General features: G+C 43.9%; 21 protein-coding genes. 3 read left to right on the forward strand and 18 right to left on the reverse strand.

All coding sequences use genetic code 11. The features are described 5' to 3' along the window. Window positions 1–137: 137 nt before the first annotated feature. The 17 genes from DW039_RS08425 to tsaD all read right to left on the reverse strand — a co-directional run bounded on the left by DW039_RS08425 (window position 138) and on the right by tsaD (window position 15,400). Entirely contained in the window at window positions 138–983 is an 846-nt protein-coding gene (locus DW039_RS08425) for a tetratricopeptide repeat protein (RefSeq protein ID WP_022402395.1), read from the reverse strand. A gap of 10 nt (window positions 984–993) precedes the next feature. After that, entirely contained in the window at window positions 994–2,838 is a 1,845-nt protein-coding gene (locus tag DW039_RS08430) for a BatD family protein (protein WP_016273794.1), read from the reverse strand. A 21-nt stretch (window positions 2,839–2,859) separates the two neighbouring features. Further along, on the reverse strand, window positions 2,860–3,570 hold the full coding sequence (locus tag DW039_RS08435) for a tetratricopeptide repeat protein (protein ID WP_044468212.1): 711 nt from the start codon (window positions 3,568–3,570) through the stop codon (window positions 2,860–2,862). After that, complete coding sequence (locus DW039_RS08440) at window positions 3,567–4,595, reverse strand: VWA domain-containing protein (protein WP_016273796.1); 1,029 nt, start codon at window positions 4,593–4,595, stop codon at window positions 3,567–3,569. The genes DW039_RS08435 and DW039_RS08440 overlap by 4 nt, the downstream gene beginning before the upstream one ends. Before the next feature lie 80 nt (window positions 4,596–4,675). Next, window positions 4,676–5,659 carry a VWA domain-containing protein gene (locus tag DW039_RS08445; protein ID WP_005827750.1) on the reverse strand — a complete coding sequence of 328 codons (984 nt, stop codon included), beginning with the start codon at window positions 5,657–5,659 and terminating at the stop codon, window positions 4,676–4,678. Window positions 5,660–5,754: 95 nt separating this feature from the next. Next, window positions 5,755–6,834 (reverse strand): hypothetical protein, encoded by a 1,080-nt coding sequence (locus DW039_RS08450; protein WP_016273797.1) that lies wholly within the window; start codon window positions 6,832–6,834, stop codon window positions 5,755–5,757. Window positions 6,835–6,841: 7 nt separating this feature from the next. Further along, complete coding sequence (locus tag DW039_RS08455) at window positions 6,842–7,711, reverse strand: DUF58 domain-containing protein (protein WP_005827747.1); 870 nt, start codon at window positions 7,709–7,711, stop codon at window positions 6,842–6,844. Between the two features lie 168 nt (window positions 7,712–7,879). Further along, window positions 7,880–8,875 (reverse strand): MoxR family ATPase, encoded by a 996-nt coding sequence (locus DW039_RS08460; RefSeq protein ID WP_005827745.1) that lies wholly within the window; start codon window positions 8,873–8,875, stop codon window positions 7,880–7,882. 193 nt (window positions 8,876–9,068) lie between these two features. Further along, the gene (locus DW039_RS08465; RefSeq protein ID WP_120381859.1) at window positions 9,069–10,250 is read right to left on the reverse strand and encodes an HU family DNA-binding protein; all 1,182 of its coding nucleotides are present in this window, start codon (window positions 10,248–10,250) and stop codon (window positions 9,069–9,071) included. Window positions 10,251–10,276: 26 nt separating this feature from the next. Further along, window positions 10,277–10,549: an HU family DNA-binding protein gene (locus DW039_RS08470; protein ID WP_005827742.1), complete on the reverse strand. Its 273-nt coding sequence runs from the start codon at window positions 10,547–10,549 to the stop codon at window positions 10,277–10,279. A 78-nt stretch (window positions 10,550–10,627) separates the two neighbouring features. After that, window positions 10,628–11,926 (reverse strand): 30S ribosomal protein S12 methylthiotransferase RimO, encoded by a 1,299-nt coding sequence (gene rimO, locus DW039_RS08475; RefSeq protein ID WP_005837204.1) that lies wholly within the window; start codon window positions 11,924–11,926, stop codon window positions 10,628–10,630. Then, window positions 11,923–12,882 (reverse strand): signal recognition particle-docking protein FtsY, encoded by a 960-nt coding sequence (gene ftsY, locus DW039_RS08480; protein WP_005827738.1) that lies wholly within the window; start codon window positions 12,880–12,882, stop codon window positions 11,923–11,925. The genes rimO and ftsY overlap by 4 nt, the downstream gene beginning before the upstream one ends. A 250-nt stretch (window positions 12,883–13,132) precedes the next feature. Beyond that, complete coding sequence (locus DW039_RS08485) at window positions 13,133–13,291, reverse strand: DUF4295 domain-containing protein (protein ID WP_005827735.1); 159 nt, start codon at window positions 13,289–13,291, stop codon at window positions 13,133–13,135. A gap of 14 nt (window positions 13,292–13,305) precedes the next feature. After that, window positions 13,306–13,494 (reverse strand): 50S ribosomal protein L33, encoded by a 189-nt coding sequence (gene rpmG, locus DW039_RS08490; RefSeq protein WP_002560155.1) that lies wholly within the window; start codon window positions 13,492–13,494, stop codon window positions 13,306–13,308. Window positions 13,495–13,514: 20 nt separating this feature from the next. Continuing rightward, window positions 13,515–13,775, reverse strand: a complete 261-nt coding sequence (gene rpmB, locus DW039_RS08495; protein ID WP_004291052.1) for a 50S ribosomal protein L28 — start codon at window positions 13,773–13,775, stop codon at window positions 13,515–13,517. A gap of 121 nt (window positions 13,776–13,896) precedes the next feature. Then, entirely contained in the window at window positions 13,897–14,364 is a 468-nt protein-coding gene (locus tag DW039_RS08500) for a CinA family protein (protein WP_120381860.1), read from the reverse strand. Between the two features lie 13 nt (window positions 14,365–14,377). Continuing rightward, window positions 14,378–15,400 carry a tRNA (adenosine(37)-N6)-threonylcarbamoyltransferase complex transferase subunit TsaD gene (gene tsaD / locus DW039_RS08505; RefSeq protein WP_117713683.1) on the reverse strand — a complete coding sequence of 341 codons (1,023 nt, stop codon included), beginning with the start codon at window positions 15,398–15,400 and terminating at the stop codon, window positions 14,378–14,380. Window positions 15,401–15,604: 204 nt separating this feature from the next. Between tsaD and DW039_RS08510 the strand changes: the two genes are divergently transcribed. Further along, a complete protein-coding gene (locus tag DW039_RS08510) occupies window positions 15,605–20,077 on the forward strand; it encodes a translocation/assembly module TamB domain-containing protein (RefSeq protein ID WP_120381861.1) in 4,473 nt (1,490 codons plus the stop codon). A gap of 157 nt (window positions 20,078–20,234) precedes the next feature. Here DW039_RS08510 and dnaB read toward each other — a convergent pair whose 3' ends face one another. Beyond that, window positions 20,235–21,806 carry a replicative DNA helicase gene (dnaB, locus tag DW039_RS08515; protein ID WP_008664493.1) on the reverse strand — a complete coding sequence of 524 codons (1,572 nt, stop codon included), beginning with the start codon at window positions 21,804–21,806 and terminating at the stop codon, window positions 20,235–20,237. A gap of 297 nt (window positions 21,807–22,103) precedes the next feature. Between dnaB and ispE the strand changes: the two genes are divergently transcribed. Both ispE and DW039_RS08525 read left to right on the forward strand, forming a co-directional pair. Next, window positions 22,104–22,937 carry a 4-(cytidine 5'-diphospho)-2-C-methyl-D-erythritol kinase gene (ispE, locus tag DW039_RS08520; RefSeq protein WP_016273799.1) on the forward strand — a complete coding sequence of 278 codons (834 nt, stop codon included), beginning with the start codon at window positions 22,104–22,106 and terminating at the stop codon, window positions 22,935–22,937. A gap of 83 nt (window positions 22,938–23,020) precedes the next feature. Beyond that, on the forward strand, window positions 23,021–23,515 hold the full coding sequence (locus DW039_RS08525) for a PepSY-like domain-containing protein (RefSeq protein ID WP_005827722.1): 495 nt from the start codon (window positions 23,021–23,023) through the stop codon (window positions 23,513–23,515). The last annotated feature ends 37 nt before the right edge of the window (window positions 23,516–23,552 follow it).

Consider the following 23,552-nt stretch of genomic DNA (forward strand, 5'->3'; position numbering starts at 1 on the left):
CCTCTCCAAAAAATAATCATTTTCAAGTATGCAGAATTATAAGTACAGAGAAAAAGCTCCTAAAAATAGACAGAAACAGCTCGTATAAAGCAGAATTATCGGGTTTATACGAGCTGTTTTTAGAATACAGGGAAAATTTAAATACCTTCTATGGCAGAAGCTGGAACCCACCCTACTTTACCATCTTCCAAACGAATTTCTTTCCATTCACGCATAGAGTTGTCTTTTATCTCAACTTTACGTCCCTCATGAAGAATGAACAGACTTGTACCACTTTCACTGGGAGTACTACGCACTGTGACACTAGGTGCCAACACTATAGCTTCGTTACGTTCCATCAGTTCGCCTTTTTGCTGAGCAGCAAACACATTACTCAATATAACAAGAACCAGGAATACTATTCCTGCAATAAATCCCACTTTCTTTCCCGTAATCTGTTTTGAAAAGAAAAAGAGATAGAACGAAACGAGTAATAGTACAAAGAACACAATCCCCAACTTAGCCCATGCGTCTACGCTAAGACAATTAATCAACGATTTAGTCCAAGATACAAAGAAAACCTCAGGAATTGGGATTACCTTATCGATTGTCTTAGAACGTGCTATCTCCAAATTTGCACGAATATCAGCATTACCAGGTTCCAACAACAAGGCACGCTCATAATTCAATATAGCTCTTGCTATATCATCTGCCTTATAATAACTGTTGCCAAGATTATAATAGACCTCTGCAGCCTCTCCCTTCTTTAACAGATTCTCATATATTTGAATGGCAGAAGCATAATCATTCCGTATATAAGCGCTGTCACCTTCAGCCTTTGTCACATTGCTTTCTTGCCTTGCAGCAGAGAATTCCGCATGTGAACCGACGGATGTAGAGTCACTAGCAGTCTGTAATGTATCTACAGATGCAGAATTCTGCCCATAGGCAGTAATTGCCATCACTAGACTAAGAGTAAAAAACAATATTTTATTCATTACCATTTCCTCCTGATTAATGTTTTATCGAGTTTTCCATTTTACTGATAACTTCCAAAGAAGCTGAATATACCTTATCCATAGCCTGGTTATCATCACCCGGAGCAAAGCGGGCAAACTCACAGTTATTCAATGCATCGAGGAATTCCTTTATCAACGCATCATTCACACCATAATTACGAAGTTCCTCTTCGATATTATCCTTAGACAAACGGGATACCGGAATGTTCAGTTTATCACTGATATACCCCCAAAGAGCCTTCAAAACCTCATCATAAAACGCATCTTTCTTATTCTCAACCAATAATTTACCAGCTTGCTTCATACGTTTCACCGCCACTTTATTGGCTTTCTTGGTACGCATCTTTGCTACATTTGCATTGGCTGCTATTTGCTTACGATAGATGATAAAGAATGTAATGAATGCAATACCCGGTATCAAATAAAGTAACCAATACGTCAACGAACCGAAGAAGAAATCACCTTTGGGAGACAGAGTAACATTATTCTGCTTGATAAAACGAATATCCTCGTTCAATACTTTCAACTCTTCCTTGCTTGTAAAGTTTGCAATAGTCTGAGCAGCATTGCCTGCTCCCTTTTCCACATGCAATTCATACTCTTCCGTAGTCAACGTTTTATACGAACGGGAATTAATATCAAAATAACTGAACTTTACGGCAGGAATCTTATAAGTTCCCGCATTACGAGGAATTGCCAGATACTCAATGACCTTGCTACCGGAGAGGCCCGAATTTGTCAGACGGAATTTATTGTCCACCTTCGGATCATATACTTCAAAATCCTCGGGGAATTTAACTTCCGGATTAGAGAGCAATTTCAGATTACCGGTACCAGAAATGACAAGTTTGACAGTAACAGCATCATTGGTCTTGACATTTGTACTATTGATAGAAGAAGTTATATTGAACTCTCCCACTCCTCCCGAAAAATCGGCTGGCTTACCTGCCGGCAAGGGCTTTACGTCAATTGTCAGTTGCGGAGTCAAAATTGTCTTTTTAACTTCTACGTAATTGCTTCCTCCATTGAAAAATGCCTCGAACGGATCAGCAACTTGTGTAGCCTTTGCAATGGAAGCATCAAAGCGTGCTGCATCAATTGTCAGCTTACCGGCTTGTTGCGGGAACAACACAAACTGACGATAGATTGTAGACTGATAATTTCTACCTTTATAATGCTCCAATCCCCATCTTCTGTCATTAGGCAATTCTACTTCCTGAGAATGGAATCCTTTGAAGTCAGGCAATTTCACATTATCAAACATACGTAAGTCCACCAAGGTATATATCTTGTATGTCAGCAGAAAAGCCTCTTGTTCATACACCGTCATCTTACTGGCAGTAGCTGTAATAAACAAATCACTATTCGATACAGATGTCCCGGAAGAAGCGCGGCTGGCAGTGCCCTCACTCTGTTTGCCACCATTTCCAGAAGCTCCATTAGCAGCCTGATCTGCCGGAAGAACCCTTACTTGTACAGAATTCGAAACCATTTGGTTACCATCAGCAGTGATAGTGGCTCCTGGAATAGTAAAATCACCTTCTGCAGTCGCCATTAAAATATAAGTGAATGTAATACTGCTGGTTGAAGTCGTCTGCCCATTAATCATCTGCACGCTACTCTGTTGCGAGCGGCTGGGCCCCATCAACACATCAAATCCCTTCATAGAAGGAGCACGAAAGTCCCTTACCTTTTGTGTAGTCACCGTATACGACAGTCTGAACTGGTCTCCTACCGCCACAGCGTCAGGAGCGGACGCAGTAAACGATACCTTGCCATCGGCAAAGGCATTCATACTGACTGCAATCAGTGCTATCCATAAGAAAACTATTTTTCTCATATATTATTCCTATTATGTTTGTTACCAATCTTTTTCCAGACGACCTCCTTGAAGTACCTGCTGCTTTTTCACTTTATCCTGCACATCCTTCTCGTCTTGCATGACAGAGTTTAACAGCTGCTCGGCATTTTCCTTAGACATCTCATTATCTTTCTTTTCCGGCTGAGAAGGTTGTTGTTGCTGGTCTTGATTCTGTTGCTGGTCTTTCTGCTGATCCTGCTGTTTATCCTGCTCCTTCTGTTGGTCCTGTTTATCCTGATCTTGATTCTGATCCTGGTTCTGCTGCTGGTCTTGCAATTGTTTCTGTGCCAAAGCAAGGTTATAGCGCGTTTCATCATCTTTCGGATTATTGCGTAACGACTCCTTATAGGCTTCTACCGCCTTTGCATAATCCTTCTGAGAATGAAAGATGACTCCCATATTATGATAAATCTGTGCTAAGTTCGATTTGTCCTTTTCTATCTTGGTAGCTCCCACATATTGCTCCATCGCTTCCTGCAGCTTGTTCTGCTGGGTCAATGTATTTCCCAGGTTGAACATGGAAACCGTTGACTTCGGGTTTACCTCCAAAGCCTTCCGATAGTTCACTTCTGCATCCACATATACGCTATCCTTAAAAAAACGGTTTCCCTTACGGATATAATCGCGTTCCGCCTTCTGTGCAGAAGCTGAAGCTGCCACTAACAGCAGCAAAACTATTCCAATATATTTTTTCTGTAACATACGCATCATTTCTTATTAGAGAATAAATGAATGTTGCGGAACAGAGGATTCTTGCGCTCCAATATCAACATCTCAGTCAGTAACAACAGCAGAATAATCCATGCCACTGCCTGAAACTGTTCATTGAATTCCGTGTACACCTGTGTTTCCACATCTGCCTTTGCCATCTTGTTGATTTCCTGACTAATCGCTTTCTGTGCACCATTGGTATTGTCTACGCGCACATAAATACCATTTCCTGCCTGAGCAATTTCCTGACACATCTGCTCATTCAAGCGAGTAACGATTACATTACCTTCACGGTCACGACGATAATCATTAGTACCCTCTATTGGAATGGGGGCACCCTCGGGCATACCTACCCCTAATACATTGACCTGGATACCTTTCTCTGCAGCAGCCTTAGCAGCTTCTACGGCACCACCTTCATGGTTTTCACCGTCGGTGATGACAATAACAGTACGTCCCACTCCTTCTTGAGGTGTAAAACTCCGGGCAGCCAGATTTATTGCAGCTCCAATTGCCGTACCTTGCTTGGAAATCAGCGAAGGATCGATGGACTCCAAAAACATCTTGGCAGAAATATAATCACTCGTAATAGGCAACTGGGTAAATGCGTCACCTGCAAAAACAATCATACCGACCTTGTCATTCTGCATCTTATCTACCAACTGCGCCACCAGCCGTTTTGCCTTCTGCAAGCGGCTTGGCTGTACGTCTTGTGCCAGCATGGAATTGGATATATCCAACGCAATCATCACTTCCACTCCCTGGCGTTTTACCGTCTCCAGTTTGGAACCAAACTGCGGACGTGCCAGCAGTACCGTGAACAACCCGATAGCTGCAAAAACCAACCAAAACTTCACATCCGGACGGTATTTGGAAACATCCGGCATTAGCTGTGCCATCAGTATAGGGTCACCTAATTTACGAATGGCTTTCCTCCTCCGATAATTGGAGTACAAGTAGAAGGCCGCCAATAAAGGCAGCAGCAGCAACAAGTACAAATATGCAGGTTCTTCAAATCGAAACATCTTTTTATTTACAATTTAGCAATTTACAATTTACAATTTGGCTACGCAATGACTGATACACTAAAAGACATTCTCCGTTTTTACGGTATCTTCTTCAATATAGAGTTGCGTAACAGTACCTCCAGTAATACGCACAAGAAAGCAGCCAACGCAAACCAGCGGTACTCTTCCTGGCGCTTGCTGTATTCTTTTACATTCAATTTTGTTTTCTCCAGCTTGTCTATCTCCTCATACACTTCCTTCAACTTCGAGTTGCTGGTGGCACGGAAATAGTTACCTTCCGTTGTTCCGGCAATCTGTGTCAAAGTCTTTTCATCAATTTCGACGGGCATATTGACATATTGCACTGTTCCGCCTACCGGATAAGGATAAGGAGCCATACCATTGGTTCCTACCCCAATAGTATAAACGCGAATGCCAAAACTCTTGGCTATTTCAGCAGCCGTCAAAGGAGAAATATCACCTTTATTATTGACACCGTCCGTCAGCAGAATAATGACTTTCGACTTTGCCTTGCTATCCTTCAAACGGGTAACGGCATTGGCAATACCCATACCGATTGCCGTTCCGTCTTCAATCAGCCCGCACTTCATATCTTTAAGCAAGTTCAACAATACGGCATGGTCTACTGTCAACGGACATTGCGTAAAGCTTTCTCCAGCAAACAAAGTTATACCTATATTGTCATTCGGACGTCCGTTAATAAACTCTGCCGCCACATCCTTCGCCGCTTCCAACCGGTTAGGTTTCAGGTCTTCGGCCAGCATACTGGTAGAAACGTCCATAGCAAGCATGATATCAATACCCTCAATCTCACTGTTCTGCCAGCTATCGGTGGTTTGCGGACGTGCCAAAACAAGAATAATCAGTATCAAGGCAATTATCCGCAATACAAACGGTACATGCAACAAATAGTTCTTATAGCTTTTAGGGGTATGGGCATACACACGGGCATCCGAAATCTGAAGCGTAGCTTCACTATTCTTCCGCTTCATAATATACCATACTATATAAGGTATAAGCAACAGCAGCAAAAATAAATATTCAATATTGGCAAAAACCATATTTATGTACGATTTAACGATTTACAATTCAGCTTCGCTCCAAACATCCCTCATTTTTCACTCATGTATATCCGATTGAAGTCACTTTTCCTGTATTAAGCAAAATAATTATACAACTCCAATCCGATATATATCAATGAACTGACAAGGGCTACAGCCAACACTACAATACCCGTTCCCAGCAAAATCTTGGTACGCAAAGAACGTTTCTCGATAATGGTAATCTCCGTAGGCTGCGGCTTGGCATTCTCCTCTTCTTTCTCCTTGGTTTCATTAATAAAGTCAATGGCATTAATCAGGTTAGCGTCATTTTCGTTCATCAATGGATTATGCTTGGCAAATTTCACCAAATCAGCAGTCTGGAACAATTCACGCAAATCCGATATTGCTTCCTTATCTTTCATTTCCAGCAACTTATCTATGATTTCCGTAGAAGTCATTTCCAAAGCATTGAAACCAAAGCGGTCTTTTATATATGTACGAAGAGCATCAGTCAATTCCGTATAATATTCCTTCGGTTCCCCTTTCTGCCATACCTTCTCATTCTTGATACGTTCTATCTCCTGCATAGCCAACTGATGGGGAGGCAGCTTAGGTTCTACCTTCACCTTACGGATAATAGGCTTATTGTCGAAGAAGCGCATTATCAGATAGACAAGTAATATCCCTATCGGGATAATCAGCGCACCACAAGCCATAAGACCATACCAGTCTTCCCAGGCAAAAGGCGCTTGCATCACTGTTTTGGGACCGAAGAACTGTTCCGGATTCTCCGGGTCTAACGGGACATTCACCGAATATACTTTCAAGGCCAACGCTTTGGAGCGATACTTCTCATTATCCACCGTCACTTCCATAGGCGGCAGATAATAAAGAGCCGAGTCGAAAGAGGTAACTGTATACTCTTGAGTTATCAATGCACGCCGACCATCATTCAGCAGTTGCGTATCCGGCTTGGCCACATCAATAATTTCAACCCCATTCACCAGCGTATCGGTATATACCGGGAATATGGCACGCTTATCGGCATCCAGAGATACTTGAAGCTTTATCTTTGCCTGCTCTCCAATAAGAATCTGCAAAGAGTCAATCGTAGCATCTACCGTTACCGACTGGGCTACTACCCTTCCCGACCATGCTATCAATAACGCTATCAGAAATAAATATCTTTTCATTTTCCGATTAATTTCGTTTCGCAAACAAATTCATCAATGCCTTGACATAATCCTGGTCGGTACGTACCGACACATTGTCGACATTACTCTTGGTAAACGTTTCATTCAATTCCGCCTGCTTGTTCACCCACCAATCATGATGGGCACGGCGCACGGCACGCGAGGAGGTGTCAATCCACTGCTCATGTCCCGTCTCGGCATCCCTAATCTTCATCAGTCCCACGGGTGGCAATTCTTCCACACGACGGTCGTACACCTGAACGGCAACCAGGTCATGCTTACGATTGGCAATGGTCATGGCGTTCTTGAAACTTTCCTGGTCGATGAAGTCGGACAAGACAAATGCCGTACAACGGCGTTTCATCACATTCGTCAGATATTCCAATCCCAAACGGATGTTCGTCCTCCGGCTTTCCGCATGAAAATCTATCAGTTCGCGGATGATGTAAAGTATATGCTTACGTCCCTTCTTGGGCGGAATAAACTTCTCAATCCGGTCCGAAAAGAAGATGACACCAATCTTGTCATTATTCTGAATGGCAGAGAATGCCAGTGTAGCGGCAATTTCCGTCACCATATCCTTCTTCATCTGCTTTACCGTACCGAACTCCAAACTACCGGAAACATCTACCAACAACATCACTGTCAATTCGCGCTCCTCCTCAAACACCTTGACGTAAGGCTTGTTGAAGCGGGCGGTCACATTCCAGTCAATGTCGCGTATGTCGTCGCCAAACTGATACTCGCGCACCTCGGAGAATGCCATACCTCTACCCTTGAAGGCAGAGTGATACTGCCCGGCAAAGATATTGTTGGACAATCCGCGCGTCTTTATCTCAATCTGACGGACTTTCTTCAAAAGTTCTGTTGTTTCCATTGATTTATTTTAATAATCTCATTTAAGCACACAAGCGCAATTTAGTTTATAACAGAAACTTCCCTATGAAAAGGGGTGAGGTTTTCGGTACTCAACCCTAAGGTTTACGACGCTAAGCCTCAGGTATAGGATTGTAAACCTCAAGTTTACGAAAACCTCTATTATGCGTTAGGGCACTTCAACCTTGTTCAGTATCTTGCTGACGATTTCATCAGATGTCATATTGCTGGCTTCCGCCTCGTAAGTCAAGCCGATACGGTGGCGAAGTACGTCGTGTGCCACAGCGCGCACATCCTCCGGAATGACATAACCGCGACGCTTGATGAACGCGTAGCTACGGGCAGCCAAGGCCAAGTTGATGGAAGCACGGGGCGAACCGCCGAAACCAATCATGTCTTTCAGTTCTTTTAAATCATATTTTTCCGGATAACGGGTAGCAAATACAATATCAACAATATATTTTTCTATTTTCTCATCCAGATACACCTGGCGAACCACTTTACGAGCTTCAATAATTTCGTCTGCCTTCAAAATGGGCTTCACTTCAAATTTATCACCATTGATATTCTGACGGATAATCAGTTTCTCCTCTTCCAGCTTCGGATAGTCTATTACGACTTTCAGCATGAAACGGTCCACTTGCGCTTCGGGCAGCGGATAAGTACCTTCCTGCTCGATAGGATTCTGTGTGGCAAGCACCAGGAATGGTTTGGGCAACCCGAAAGTTTCATTGCCGATAGTAACTTGACGTTCCTGCATGGCTTCCAGCAAAGCACTCTGTACTTTGGCCGGAGCACGGTTGATTTCATCAGCCAAAACAAAGTTTGCGAAGACCGGACCTTTTTTTACTTGGAATGTTTCATCCTTCTGGCTGTAAACCATTGTACCTATTACGTCGGCAGGCAACAAGTCAGGCGTAAACTGAATGCGGCTGTATTGCGCATCAATCAACGAAGCAAGCGTCTTGATAGCTAAAGTCTTTGCCAAACCGGGCACACCTTCCAACAACACATGTCCATCGGACAACAAACCAATTAACAACGACTCTACCAGATGCTTTTGTCCTACAATGACCTGGTCCATACCTGTGGTAAGATTGGTAACGAAAGCACTTTGTCTTTCAATCCGCTCATTCAGTTCGCGGATGTCAATTGTTTCAGCCATAAATCAATCTATTTTTTAATGTTTAATTTCTTCATTTATCCGGTTTTGAACCGGCAATTATTTTTTTCGCTCCCAAAAGTACGGGAATAAATTAACCATACCAACTAATTTTTATTAAAAAACTATGCGAAACCTTTTAGATTAAACTACTTTCATAGAGTTTAGTATTTAACAAAAAAGAAGCAGTAATTTTTTACTGCTTCTTGGCTAATTTCGGTATCTTGATAGTGGTACCATAAGGTACATTATCCGGATTCTTGATTACGCCGGGATTATGCTTCACGATATAAGGCCAAAGCGCTTTTGTCCCATAAAAACGAAGCGCTACCCTAGTCAGCGTTTCCCCTTCCTTGATGGTATAAGTGATTTCTGTTCCCACAATCGTATACCCCACAGAATCCGGTTCAAACGGTGCAACTGTCTTTTTCTGCTCTTTTTTAGGAGCGGGAGACTGTGCCTGTACATTTTCCTTTGGAGTTGTTGTAAGCGCAGGAGTTGTTGTAGCAACAGTTTCTGCCACAGTATCTGTCCGGGCAGGAACTACAACATCTTTTGAAACAATGCTGTCTGTCAAGGCAATATTGTCTTGACCGGCAGGGACATCCACCTTTTCAGTAACAGATTCCTTCACATCCGAGTCTGCAACCTCTTCTACAAGAGGCTTTGCAGTAAGTTTGTCAAGCAAGTCCGGATAATACATGAAAGCTACGGCACCACCACACAACAACATTACAAATACAACGATGCCTATAAAATATTTCATAGTCGAAGAATCTGCCGTATCTTTTATCACTGGCTCAGACGGTTCCGGTTCAACAGCAACTATATTTTCAGGCATTGCTTCAGGTTCAGTTTTTTCCGGTTTCTCCTCTTCAACTTCCGGTTCGGGCTCAACTAACGGCTCTTCGACTACAGTTTCCACCAAAGGTTCTTCTATCGTGGCTTCTTCCACTAAGGCAACCTTCTCCTCCACCTCTTGTTCCGGAGTTTTGATTTCAGTATCTTCATCATCTTCACTGTCATTTTCCTGCAGGGTGTCCTCAAGCACCGTAGCGTCATTCAAAACTACAGTTTCAAAATGCGAAAATGGTCTATTGATAATATCTTTCAAAGCCGGTTCCGGTGTAAACGACACTTTTGTATGCCCTTGTATCTCAAACCTTTCCCCCGTATTCACATTAACGCTTTCACGACTCCCGACATCTATCAGCTTGAAAGTCCCCAAACCTCGTATCTTCACATACTTGTCCTTCTCCAAAGACTCCTCAATCAGCTGGAAGAATTCTTTCACAAAACTATCCGCATTCTTCTTGCTCATGCCATGCCTTTCAGCCAGCGTGTCAATCAGGTCTTGTATGTTCAGTTTCTCGTTCATAATACGGGAGATTTTTTAAAAGCCGGTTACTTAAACTTATCCTTTAACAATGTACTCGGCTTATAGGTCAATACCAATTTGGGAGGCACCAGCATACGTTGCTTTGTAGTCGGATTCACAGATATACGCTCTGCCTTCTTTTTCACTTCGAATGTACCGAACCCTTGTATAGAGATAATATTCCCCTCCTCCAACTGCCGTGTCATATCTGCCAGCAATGAAGCAACCAGCTCAGAAGTATCTTTCAATGTGTACCCTAACCTCCGCGACAATTCAGAAGTAAACTCTTTGTTATTCAAAATGTAAGCCTTTAAATTGAACTACGGTGCTATATTAGCAAATCTTCTTCACATATGCAAGAAGATAAGGAAAAATCTTTAAATTATTCGTCCAAAAAGGTCGAAATCATCGGAATTTACTATCTCTACGTGGTAAAAGTTACCTATATGCAACGCCCTGTCTCCACGCTCAATCAAAACCTCAGGATCCACTTCGGGAGAATCAAATTCTGTACGTCCAATATAATATTCGCCTTCCAGCCGGTCAATGATTACTTTCATCTGCCTGCCTACTTTCTCCGCACTCAACTCCCCTGAAATGCCTTGTTGAATAGACATTAACTCATCCAAGCGCGCTTGTTTCACTTCCTGGGGAATAGAATCCTCATATTCAGCAGCGGCATACGTCCCTTCTTCTTCCGAATACGCAAAAGCCCCCATTCTATCGAAACGCACTTTACGGACAAACTCTTTCAGCTCCTCAAAATCGGCTTCAGTTTCTCCTGGATGCCCCACCATCAGTGTAGTACGGAGATGGATACCGGGAACCTCCTCACGGAATTGTTCTATCAGCTTATACGTCTCATCCTTCGTCACATGGCGGCGCATCTTTTGCAGCATATTGTCACTGATATGTTGCAGGGCAATATCCATATATTTGCATACATTGTCACGCTCGCGCATCACACGGAATAAATCAGCCGGAAAATGTGCCGGATAGGCATAATGCAAGCGTATCCACTCCACTCCGGGAATATCCGAAATCCGCTCAACAAGCTCGGGCAACATTTGCTTCTTATATAAATCTACTCCGTAATAGGTCAACTCCTGGGCTATAACCTGGAATTCCTTTACACCCCGTGCAACCAAATACTTCACCTCGTCAAGTATCTCCTCCATCGGGCGCGACACATGCCGTCCCGTAATGATGGGAATAGCGCAATAAGAACATTTACGGTCACACCCTTCGGATATCTTCAAATAGGCATAATGCTTGGGAGTGGTCAATGTGCGCTCTATGTGCAGCTCGTCATGATAGGCCTTTCCCAAATCCTGCAACAACTCTCTCCAATTGAATTTACCATAGAATTTATCCACCTGGGGAATTTCAACGGCCAATTCCTTCAGATAACGTTCCGAAAGGCAACCCATTACATAAAGCTTCTCCAAGTTTCCTTCCTCCTTGGCCTGCGCAAATTCCAGAATCATATTAATGGATTCCTCCTTGGCGTCACCGATGAAACCGCAAGTATTGATTACGGCAATCTGTCCCTTCGGTCTTTCCGCATCATGTGTCACATGGAATCCCACTTCCTCCAACTGACGCATCAAATGTTCCGAATCCACCAGGTTTTTAGAACATCCTAAAGTGATGATATCTATAGTCTTCCGTTTCATGCATTCTCCCCGAACAGTGAATCAACAAATTCCTTTTTACGGAACACCTGCAAATCTTCCATTCCTTCACCCAATCCAATATATTTAACCGGAATTTTAAACTGGTCTGAAATGCCGATGACTACGCCACCCTTGGCTGTTCCGTCCAACTTTGTAACAGCCATTGCCGTAACCTCCGTTGCCAGAGTGAACTGCTTGGCTTGTTCGAATGCATTCTGTCCGGTTGAGCCATCCAACACAAGCAACACCTCATTCGGAGCATCAGGAACAACCTTCTTCATCACATTCTTGATTTTCGTCAGTTCATTCATCAAACCAACTTTATTATGAAGGCGTCCTGCCGTATCTATAATTACCACATCGGCATTATTGGCAGTTGCGGAACTCAGTGTGTCAAAAGCGACAGAAGCCGGGTCAGCACCCATTTTCTGCTTTACAACAGGCACACCTACCCGTTCACCCCATATCACCAACTGCTCCACAGCAGCAGCACGGAAAGTATCGGCAGCACCTAGATAAACAGACTTTCCGGCTTTCTTGAACTGATAAGCCAGTTTGCCAATCGTAGTAGTCTTCCCTACACCATTGACGCCCACTACCATAATGACGTATGGTTTCTTCGCAATCGGTGCTTCAAAGTCATCCACATCCTCCGAATTATTCTCTGTAAGCAACGCTGCGATTTCATCACGTAAAATATGATTCAGCTCAGTGGCATTCATATATTTGTCGGCTGCTGCACGCTTTTCGATACGTTCAATAATTTTCAGTGTCGTTTCCACGCCCACATCCGAAGTTATCAACACCTCTTCCAGATTATCCAATACTTCATCATCAACTTTTGACTTTCCTGCCACGGCACGCGCAATCTTGCCAAACACACTTTCTTTGGTCTTAGATAATCCTTTATCTAATGTTTCCTTTTTTTCCTTGGAGAAAAAACTAAAAAATCCCATACACTAATTATTTTTATGCAACCTGTTTTCGCATTCCCTGCAAAGATAGTGCAAACCGGATGCAGAATAAAATGAACCCGTTCATTTTTTATGCTGAGGTGCAGCCTATCTTCGCATTTTCAGCAAAGATATAACAAAACTGACGAATATTAAAAACTTCGTCCTCTTTTTAAAAAGAAATCCCCTTACCGGAAATACCGACAAGGGGATCTTTATAAGTCATCAGCGCTTTACAGCCACTGTATTTATCTTATTTCTTAAAGAAGTTCTGAACATCTTCATTACGGACCATCTGTTCATCAAAGATGTAAGCACCAGTCTTAGGAGACTTCACCATTTTGATAACCTTTGTATAAGAACGTCCTTCTTTGCTTCCTTCGTGCAAGGTTGCTACCGCTTTCTTTGCCATAAGTTATAGATTTATTATTTAATTTCTTTATGTACTGTCACTCTCTTCAGAATCGGGTTGTATTTCTTCAACTCCAATCTCTCTGTGGTATTCTTTCTGTTCTTCGTCGTAATATAACGAGAAGTACCCGGCATACCGCTATCCTTGTGTTCTGTGCATTCCAGAATCACCTGTACTCTGTTACCTTTTGCTTTCTTTGCCATAATCAGTATTCTCCTCTACTTTAGCCAATAACTTTAATGCTTTTCCAATCACAATAACCTTTAGCTACCGCATCTTTCAAAGCAGCGTCCAGTCCTTTCTTATTAATAATGCGCAAACCATTAGCGCAAATGCTAAGGCTGATCCAGCAATCTTGCTCTACATAGTAGAACTTCTTGTTAAACAAGTTCAAATCAAAGGTTCTCTTTGTTCTTCTCTTTGAGTGTGAAACATTGTTGCCAATCATGGCCTTCTTTCCGGTAATTTGACAAATCTTTGACATTTCTATCTTAATTTTATAGTTTTCTTTTTTGCCTATTTCAAACAGAGCGCAAAGTAAGCACTTTTATCGTTACCAAACAAGTTTTTCTTAAAATAATTCACTGTATGATAGCATTTTTTCCTCATTTCAGCTTCTCACAAAGCAACAAAAGGGCATTTTGAATTGCTTTTTCCACATTTCCCTTTCTTCCCTCGTCCCCCTCCTGCTTCATGGCAACGATTTCATTTTTATAGGCAGCAGCTATCCACACCGTACCCACCGGTTTTTCCGGAGTCCCACCTCCAGGACCTGCAATACCGGAAGTAGCCACTGCACAATCTGTTTTCAGCGTTTTCATCGCACCTTTCACCATTTCTGTAACAGTTTCGCGGCTTACTGCTCCATGTTTTTCCAAAGTTTCGGCAGATACATGCAGCAAAGACATCTTTATTTCATTGGAATACGCCACTATACTACCATTAAAGTATTCCGAACTGCCGGGAACGGAAATAATCAGAGCGGCAATCCCTCCACCCGTACAACTTTCTGCGGTGGAAAGGGACAATTTCTTTGCTTTCAGCAGCTCTCCTACCTTTTCTTCCAACTTCATACCTTATTATATATTATCCTAAAGTTACGCGTGAATAAGCAGGTGCTTCCATCGGACAAAAATCCTTATCCACATACTTGAAGTATCCGGTAATGGCAATCATGGCAGCGTTATCCGTCGTGTAGCTGAACTTCGGAATAAATATTTTCCAACCATACTTCCCGGCATGCTCACGGAAAGCATTACGCAATCCATTATTGGCAGAAACGCCTCCTGCAACAGCCACTTCCTTTATTTTATATTGTTTGGCAGCTTTGCGCAACTTATCCATCAAGATATCTACAACGGTAGCTTCCAGTGATGCCGCCAAATCCGTCTTGTGATGTTCGATGAAATCGGGGTCGTCCTTCATCCAGTCGCGCAGAGAGTAAAGAAACGAGGTCTTAAGTCCGCTGAAACTATAATCCAACCCTGGAATATGCGGTTTGCTGAACGAGAAGGCTTTAGGATTACCTTGCCGAGCCAGTTTGTCAATAATCGGACCACCCGGATATCCCAATCCCATTACCTTCGAGCATTTGTCAATGGCTTCACCGGCGGCATCATCAATGGTCTGCCCCAAAATTTCCATATCGTTATAGGCTTTCACCAAGATAATCTGTGAGTTTCCACCGGAAACCAGCAAGCAGAGGAAAGGAAATTCCGGCTGCACATTATCTTCACCTTCTGCTTTAATGAAATGAGCTAACACATGACCAGTCAAATGATTAACATCAATCATAGGAATACCTAATGAACGGGCAAACCCTTTGGCGAAAGATACCCCCACCAACAACGACCCCATCAATCCCGGTCCGCGCGTAAAGGCCACAGCACTCAATTCCTCTTTGGTTACTCCGGCGCGTTTCAATGCCTCATGCACTACCGGAACTATATTTTGTTGGTGCGCGCGGGAAGCCAGTTCAGGCACTACCCCGCCGTATGCTTCATGCACAGCTTGGCTGGCCACCACATTCGAAAGCAGATAACCATCTTTGATGACAGCTGCAGAAGTGTCATCACAAGAAGATTCTATTCCCAAGATTATTGTACTCATAATGTTTATTTACGTTTAAACGCTGCAAAAGTAGTGATAAAAGTACGATTCATAACGTATTATTTCATATTTTTGTTGGCTGATTATAAAAATTAACCGCCTATCAGAAAGCTAAAAAAAACAGTACGCTGGGTACTCGGTATTGTATTGGGATTGTATATCGGTACCATATTGTTGCTGAACATTCCATCCGTTCAGCGACAAATGTCTGTATTTGTTGCCAATGAACTGGCTTCCATACTGGACAGCAAGATTTCCATTGGGCGAATAAACATAGGATTGCTGAACCGCATCATCATCGACGATCTGCTCCTGGACGACCAGTCTGGCAAGGAAATGCTGAAGGTGACCCGTCTTTCTGCCAAATTCGATATTCTCCCCCTATTCAGCGGCAAAATATCCATCAGTAACATACAATTGTTCGGCTTTAACATCAATCTGAACAAGCAGACTCCCAAGGATAAACCTAATTTTCAGTTTGTACTCGACGCATTCGCATCCAAAGATACGGTTCAAAAGAAAAACAACCTGGATCTCCGTATCAATTCCTTACTGATACGCCGCGGAAAGGTTTCATATGATGTGCTGTCCGAGAAAGAGACTCCGGGAAAGTTCAATCCACAGCATCTCCGCTTGCGTAACATTATTGCAAACATCTCCCTAAAAGCATTGCAAAATGATTCTATCAATGCTGCCATCAAGCGTCTGAGCATCGAAGAAGAACATTCCGGATTTGAATTGAAGAAACTAAGCCTAAAGGTTATCGGCAATGACCAACGGATGAAAATCGAAAATTTCGCCATCGACCTCCCCAACACCTCTTTGGCAATGGATACTATACACATGGATTATGACAGTCTGGGGGCGTTTGACAATCTTGCCCAAGATGTCCGTTTCTCATTCCATTTGCTGCCCTCTCAAATCGCCTTGCAGGATTTATCGGCTTTTGTTCCGGCTTTTGGTTCCTTCAAGGAAAAATTGCAAGTAGAGGTACAGACAGACGGCACCATCAATCAACTGAATTGCCCGCACCTTTCCGTCTCTGTCGGAAATCATTTTTATCTGAGGGGAGACGTATCTCTACAAGACCTTTCCCATCCGGAAAATGCTTATATATTCGGTAATTTGTCCAATTTGTACGCAGACCCGGAAGGAATTGCCTTCTTTGTCCGGAATTTCAGCAAGAACTATAATGGAGTACCTCCCGTCCTGCAACACTTAGGAACGGTTTCCTTCCGTGGAGAAGTATCGGGCTACTTCACAGACCTCGTAACTTACGGACAAGTACGCACTGACATCGGAACCATCCAAACTGACGTAAAACTAAGTTCTAACAAAGATAAAGGTTATTTTGCCTATTCCGGTGCAGTGAAAACCAAAGAGTTTGAGCTAGGCAAGATGCTGGGCAACAAGAAACTGGGTAAAGTAACTTTCAATCTGGATGTCAACAGCAGCCATTATGAAAAGCAATATCCGTCCGTACTGCTGAAAGGGTTGGTTGCCTCCATTGATTACAGCGACTACAATTACGAAAATATCACTCTGGATGGAGAATACAAGCAGGGAGGCTTCACGGGAAAAGTCGCCTTGGATGACACCAATGGTTCTGTTATTTTGAACGGTACCATCAATACCGCCAGTCGGGTACCGACTTTCAACTTTCAGGCAAGCATCGACAAATTTCGTCCTCACGCCCTACATCTGACACCCAACTATGAAGATACGGAAATATCAGTCAAAGTCAAGGCTGACTTCACCGGCGGTTCCATTGACGAGATGAACGGTGAAATCAACGTTGACAGCTTACTGTTCGCAGCTCCGGAAACACAATACTTCCTGGACAATCTGAAGATATCCGCCATCAGAGAAAGCGAAGACCAGAAACGGCTGACCATCCAATCCAACTTTCTCCAAGGTCGCATAGAAGGCGACTATTCTTATCGTACCCTGCCTGCCAGTGTACTGAATATCATGCGGCGTTATATCCCCGCCCTAATTCTGCCAGACAAGAAACCCATAGAGACGGAGAACAATTTCCATTTCGACATGCACATTTACAATACGGAACTGCTCTCCACCGTCTTTCAGATTCCGGTAAAAGTATATACCCATTCCACCATTAAAGGATACTTCAATGACAAGGCACAGCGACTCCGTGTAGAAGGCTATTTTCCCCGTCTCCGCTATGAAAACAAATTCATCGAATCCGGAATGTTCCTTTGCGAGAATCCCGGTGACCAGTTCCATACACGCCTACGCTTCAGCAACCGCAAATCAAGCGGCGCTGTCAATATAGCTTTAGAAGCGCAAGCCCAGAACAACAGCATACAGACCACGCTGAACTGGGGTAACAGCAGCACTGTAACCTACAGCGGGAAACTCGCCGCCGTCGCCCACTTCATCCGTGAACAGAAAGAAGCGAATGAAAGCAAGAGGAAACTTCCCCCCTTAAAAACCGTCATTGATGTCCAGCCCACCAACGTGATACTGAACGATACACTGTGGGATATACATCCTTCCCAGGTAGTACTCGACTCCGGCAAAGTGTATGTCAATGATTTCTACTTCAGCCATAAAGACCGGCACTTGCGTATCAATGGCATCGTTTCACCACATCCCGAAGATACAGTACGTCTGGATTTGAAGGAAATCAACATCGGTTATGTGTTCGACATTGCAGACCTCGGAGTCAATTTCAAAGGAGAAGCCACCGGTCCGGCTTTCGCCAGCGGAGTACTGGAAAAACCCGTCATGAGCACCGATTTGTTTATCCGCAACCTCGGATTGAACGAAGGCTTGCTGGGGGACGCCAACATACACGGAGAATGGCATCACGATGTGAAGGGCATCTATCTGGATGCCCATATCCAGGAGAAAGATATCGCCAAAAGCCATGTGTATGGCTATGTCTATCCCTTGAAGCCCACCAGTTCATTGGATCTCCAAATTGAAGCGGGCGGTACCAACTTGAAGTTTATACATCATTATATGAGCAGCATCACGCCCGAATTCAACGGACGTGCCACCGGCCATGTACATTTCTATGGCAAATTCAAGGCTCTCACCATGGAAGGGCGTGTATTCGGCGATGCTTCCATGAAGGTAGACGTGCTCAACACCACTTTCTCCGTCAAAGACAGCATCTACATCGAGCCCGGCGGGTTGACCTTCCGCAACAACCGCATTTTCGACACGCAAGGGCATCAAGGCAGCATGAGCGGCTATCTGCACTATCAGCATTTCAAGAACCTGGAGTACCGTTTCAATTTCAATGTCAACGACATGCTGGTGATGAATACCAAAGAATCACCGGACTATCCCTTCTACGGCACCGTCTACGGTACGGGAAATGCCACTATTGCCGGTAATGCCCAAGATGGCGTTAACATTGACGTTGCAATGACTACCAATCGCAACACCACCTTTACCTATATAAAGGATAACGTATCTACAGCAGTCAGCAACCAGTTCATCAAGTTTGTGGACAAAACGCCACGCCGTGCCGTACAAGACTCTGTCCGCCTTTCCGACTACGAGATTGCCCAAAAGGAAATCGAGGAAGAGAAAGAGAGCGACACTGACATCCGGTTGAATCTCTTGGTAGACGCCACTCCCGACGCTACCATGAAGATTATCATGGACCCTATCGCTGGCGACTATATCAGTGGACGGGGAACCGGAAATATCCGTACTGAGTTCTTCAATAAAGGAGATGTAAAGATGTTCGGCAGTTACCGGATAAGCCAGGGAGTCTATAAATTCAGTCTGCAAGAGGTTATCCGAAAGGACTTTATTATCAGGGATGGGAGTACCATTACATTCAACGGTTCGCCGCTGGATGCCACTCTGGACATAAAAGCAGGCTATACGGTCAACTCAGCATCCTTAAATGACCTGATGCCCAACGAGGCAACCTCCGGCTACATCAGCCAGACAAATGTAAAAGTGAACTGTATGATGGACCTTACCGGACAATTGACTTCACCCGATGTAAAATTCGACATCGAGCTGCCCAACGAACGCGATGAAGTGCAGGCCATTGTCCGTAACTATATTCCTACTGACGAGCAAATGAACATGCAGATACTCTATCTGTTGGCTATCGGCAAGTTCTATACCCCGGAAAACTTGGGAGCCACCCAGAATTCGAATATGATGTCCAGTGTTGTTTCATCCACCCTTTCCGGACAGTTGAATAACGCTTTATCAAACATTCTCGATGTCAATAACTGGAACTTCGGCACCAATTTCAGTACCGGTGAAAGAGGCTGGACAGACATGGAGTTCGAGACCATGCTTTCGGGACAATTATTGAATAACCGACTACTTATCAATGGTAATTTTGGCTATCGTGACAATCCGATGGCAAATACCAATTTTGTGGGAGACTTTGAAGCGGAATGGCTCGTCAACCGTTCCGGAGACATCCGCCTGAAAGCGTACAACGAAACGAACGACCGCTACTACACCCGGACAAATCTGACAACACAAGGTATTGGCATTATCTTCAAAAAGGATTTCAACAAATGGAGTGAGCTCCTTTTCTGGAACAGATGGAAACTCAACCGGCTGAGAAAGGAACAAGAAATAAAACAAGATACTCTATCCTCTGATAAAATAAACACAGAACAGCAGATGCCCGAGGCACAATCAAAACGGAAAAGGGAGCAAAAATAAGATTGACGTCCTCACTGTCCACATTGAAGGTTTTAGAATAAGTAAATAGGCTCAAATACAGTATTTAACATGGCTACACCCTTTGTACCTAAAGGTGTAGCCATCACTCTACGATGGTATAGGCATTCAAGGCAAAGGGTGTAGCCATAAAAATACATCAGAAAGGTAATGGCCCGTCCGACCCCACACCTCCAAACGGGTTGTCCGTCTGTGGCGGAAAATCAGCAGCCGATGGAGGTGGCGGTGTTGCCGTACTTCCGATAGGCGCATTCATACGTGAACCGAATGTAGCTCCTCCACCCTCCGTCGGAGGTGGGATAACCATATCATCCTCCGGATTCTGGAAACGGGTGTACTGTCCGATAAATCTCAGACGCACATCCCCCACAGCACCGTTACGGTGCTTTGCTATGATGATTTCCGCCATACCGCGCAAGTCACTGCCATCGGCAGAAGTATAAATCTTGTAATATTCGGGACGGTGAATGAAGCACACCATATCGGCATCCTGCTCGATGGCACCGGATTCACGAAGGTCACTCAACTGGGGACGCTTGCCTTCCTCGCCTTCACGGTTCTCCACACCACGGTTCAACTGCGACAGAGCGATGATAGGAATGTTCAGCTCCTTGGCCAAACCTTTCAATGAACGCGAAATGGTACTAACTTCTTCCTGACGGCTACCGAAAGACATTCCGCTTGCATTCATCAGCTGAAGGTAGTCGATGATGATAATCTTCACTCCGTGCTCACGTACCAGACGCCGTGCCTTCGTACGGAGTTCGAATACCGACAAAGAAGGCGTATCATCCACATAAAGCGGAGCATCCAGCAAGTCACGCAGTTTGTAATCCAACTGCTGCCATTCATAGTCCGCCAACTGGCCACTCTTGATTTTCTCACTCGGAATCTCGCACACATTGGAAATCAGACGGTTCACCAGCTGCACGTTACTCATTTCAAGCGAGAACAGCGCTACGGGATTACGGAAATTCACGGCAATGTTCTTCGCCATGGAAAGCACGAATGCCGTTTTACCCATGGCAGGACGGGCTGCAATAATGATGAGGTCGGACTTCTGCCATCCGGAAGTCATCTTGTCCAGCTTGGTATAACCACTTTCCAAACCACTCAAACCATCGGTACGGGCAGCAGCTTTCTGAATCAAATCATAGGCTTCGGCAATGACAGGATTAATCTGCGTATAATCCTTCTTCATGTTCTGCTGGGAAATCTCGAACAGCTTTCCTTCGGCCTCCTGCATCAAATCGTCCACGTCCAGCGTCTCGTCGAAAGCCTTGCTCTGGATATTGCTGGTAAAAGTTATCAGTTCACGTGCCAATGCTTTCTGTGCAATGATACGGGCATGATATTCGATGTGCGCAGAAGATGCCACCTTACTGCTGAGTTGGGTAATATAGAACGGTCCGCCCACTTCCTCCAGTTCTCCCCGCTTGGAAAGTTGCTCCTTCACGGTGAGGATATCGACCGGCTTCTGATTCACGGCCAAATCGGTAATAGCGGAATATATCAACTGATGTCTATGCTCATAGAATGACTCCGGACGAAGAATTTCACTTACCAGCGAATAAGCGTCCTTCTCAATCATCAAGGCTCCCAAGACAGCTTCTTCCAGCTCCGGCGCTTGCGGCTGGATACGTCCGTAGTCTGTTACGGGCTGTGGTGCCTTTCCTTTCGGAGTACGGGATGTTCTTCTTTGTTCTGCCACTTTAAGAATTAAAAATTGAAAATTAAAAATTAAATGAATTTCCCTTTTAGAAAGGGAAAGCAAAGATAGTGCAAACCGAATACATAACTTTCATGCTTGCATGAAAAAGTTATGTTGAGGTGCAGCCTATCTTCGCTCGTATGGCAAAGATAAGCGAATTTATTTATAAGCAGTAAATAAATCATTGTTAAGTTTTCAATCTACTATGAACAGAAATCACTAACTTTGTCTTCGGAAGCTGCACTCCAATAGCTTCTCCTTTTAATTTTAAATTATTAATTCTTAATTTTCAACGCCATGCTGACTTTTCCAAATGCCAAAATAAACCTGGGACTGAATATCACAGAAAAGCGTCCGGACGGATACCATAATCTGGAAACCATTTTCTATCCGGTTCCCATAGAAGATGCTTTGGAAATCAATATCTTGAACGAAGGAAACGGAAAGTTCCGTCTGCATCAAGCAGGTCTGGAAATTGAGGGAGAAGCAGAGAGTAACCTGGTAGTGAAAGCCTACAAGTTACTGGATGACCGGTTCAACCTTCCTCCGGTAGATATTCATCTCTTCAAGCATATTCCCTCGGGAGCCGGACTGGGTGGCGGTTCGGCCGATGCAGCCTTCATGCTGAAGCTTCTGAATAATAAGTTTGAACTCGGACTGCCGGATGACACTCTGGAAGAGTATGCCGCCAAGCTGGGTGCCGATTGTGCCTTCTTCATCAAAAACCGTCCGACTTACGCAGAAGGTATCGGAAACATATTTTCTCCCCTTCCCCTCTCACTGAAAGGATATCGGATATGGTTGGTGAAGCCGGACATTTTCGTCTCTACACGGGATGCCTTTGCAAAAATAAAACCGCATCATCCGGAAATGTCCCTGAAAGAAATTGCCCAACTTCCCGTAGAAGAATGGAACGGACGAATGGTCAATGACTTTGAAGAAAGCGTATTCCCCCAATTCCCGGCTATTGGAGAAATCAAGGAAGAGATGTACCGGCAAGGAGCTGTATATGCCTCCATGAGTGGTTCGGGGTCATCTGTTTACGGATTATTCAAGGAAGATGCCGTATTACCGGAAGTGGATTTCGGAGAAAAAACTTTTGTATACAAAGGCCAGTTCACTGATATTTAAAAATGCATCAACCAATATACTGATTTCCGGAAACAAAAATACAACAAGGTTGTTCTTACAGAAAACTCAAAACAACCTTGATTATGAAAAAGTTCAAATTCTGTATTCTGGCAGGACTACTTGCCTTGCTGTCGGTGTCCGCTTTTGCGGAAGGACGTCTTCCTGCAAATATACAAACAGCTTTTCAAACGCTCTATCCTCAAGCAACGGATGTGGAATGGGAGCAAATGGCCGGTTGCTACGTAGCAGAATTTATTGCAGATGGTCAGGAAATTGATGTCTGGTTCAATAAACAAGCGGAGTGGGTTATGACTGAAACGGATGTAGAGTCACTGGAAAAAGTGCCAGCTCCCGTGGCAGAAGCATTCATGAGCAGTACAATGACCGGCATGAGATTAAGGGATATAAGAATCATCACCTTTCCCAAACATCCCACAGTGATAATAATTGAGGTGGAACAATACAATTCCGATGAAGAATTCCAACTGTTCTATGCTCCGGATGGAAAACTATTACAAAGCCTCGATGTAACAGAACTTGGAGGAGAGATTTATCCCGGACTCTTTTTCAATGATTAATACTGACGATTGGTGATTTGTTGATGGTATCCATTCA

Source organism: Bacteroides sp. AF39-16AC (assembly GCF_003602735.1).
Classification (GTDB): domain Bacteria; phylum Bacteroidota; class Bacteroidia; order Bacteroidales; family Bacteroidaceae; genus Bacteroides; species Bacteroides uniformis.

Excerpts from the sequence above, each read along its gene's own strand:
- DW039_RS08485 (WP_005827735.1), bottom strand. The coding sequence starts at position 13,291 with ATGGCAAAGAAAGCGGTAGCAACCTTGCACGAAGGAAGCAAAGAAGGA.
- ftsY (WP_005827738.1), bottom strand. The coding sequence starts at position 12,882 with ATGGGATTTTTTAGTTTTTTCTCCAAGGAAAAAAAGGAAACATTAGAT.
- rpmG (WP_002560155.1), bottom strand. The coding sequence starts at position 13,494 with ATGGCAAAGAAAGCAAAAGGTAACAGAGTACAGGTGATTCTGGAATGC.
- DW039_RS08450 (WP_016273797.1), bottom strand. The coding sequence starts at position 6,834 with ATGAAAAGATATTTATTTCTGATAGCGTTATTGATAGCATGGTCGGGA.
- DW039_RS08445 (WP_005827750.1), bottom strand. The coding sequence starts at position 5,659 with ATGGTTTTTGCCAATATTGAATATTTATTTTTGCTGCTGTTGCTTATA.
- DW039_RS08435 (WP_044468212.1), bottom strand. The coding sequence starts at position 3,570 with ATGATGCGTATGTTACAGAAAAAATATATTGGAATAGTTTTGCTGCTG.
- DW039_RS08465 (WP_120381859.1), bottom strand. The coding sequence starts at position 10,250 with ATGAACGAGAAACTGAACATACAAGACCTGATTGACACGCTGGCTGAA.
- DW039_RS08455 (WP_005827747.1), bottom strand. The coding sequence starts at position 7,711 with ATGGAAACAACAGAACTTTTGAAGAAAGTCCGTCAGATTGAGATAAAG.
- DW039_RS08430 (WP_016273794.1), bottom strand. The coding sequence starts at position 2,838 with ATGAGAAAAATAGTTTTCTTATGGATAGCACTGATTGCAGTCAGTATG.
- DW039_RS08460 (WP_005827745.1), bottom strand. The coding sequence starts at position 8,875 with ATGGCTGAAACAATTGACATCCGCGAACTGAATGAGCGGATTGAAAGA.
- rimO (WP_005837204.1), bottom strand. The coding sequence starts at position 11,926 with ATGAAACGGAAGACTATAGATATCATCACTTTAGGATGTTCTAAAAAC.
- DW039_RS08500 (WP_120381860.1), bottom strand. The coding sequence starts at position 14,364 with ATGAAGTTGGAAGAAAAGGTAGGAGAGCTGCTGAAAGCAAAGAAATTG.
- DW039_RS08525 (WP_005827722.1), top strand. The coding sequence starts at position 23,021 with ATGAAAAAGTTCAAATTCTGTATTCTGGCAGGACTACTTGCCTTGCTG.
- DW039_RS08425 (WP_022402395.1), bottom strand. The coding sequence starts at position 983 with ATGGTAATGAATAAAATATTGTTTTTTACTCTTAGTCTAGTGATGGCA.
- rpmB (WP_004291052.1), bottom strand. The coding sequence starts at position 13,775 with ATGTCAAAGATTTGTCAAATTACCGGAAAGAAGGCCATGATTGGCAAC.
- tsaD (WP_117713683.1), bottom strand. The coding sequence starts at position 15,400 with ATGAGTACAATAATCTTGGGAATAGAATCTTCTTGTGATGACACTTCT.
- ispE (WP_016273799.1), top strand. The coding sequence starts at position 22,104 with ATGCTGACTTTTCCAAATGCCAAAATAAACCTGGGACTGAATATCACA.
- DW039_RS08440 (WP_016273796.1), bottom strand. The coding sequence starts at position 4,595 with ATGTTTCGATTTGAAGAACCTGCATATTTGTACTTGTTGCTGCTGCTG.
- DW039_RS08510 (WP_120381861.1), top strand. The coding sequence starts at position 15,605 with ATGTCTGTATTTGTTGCCAATGAACTGGCTTCCATACTGGACAGCAAG.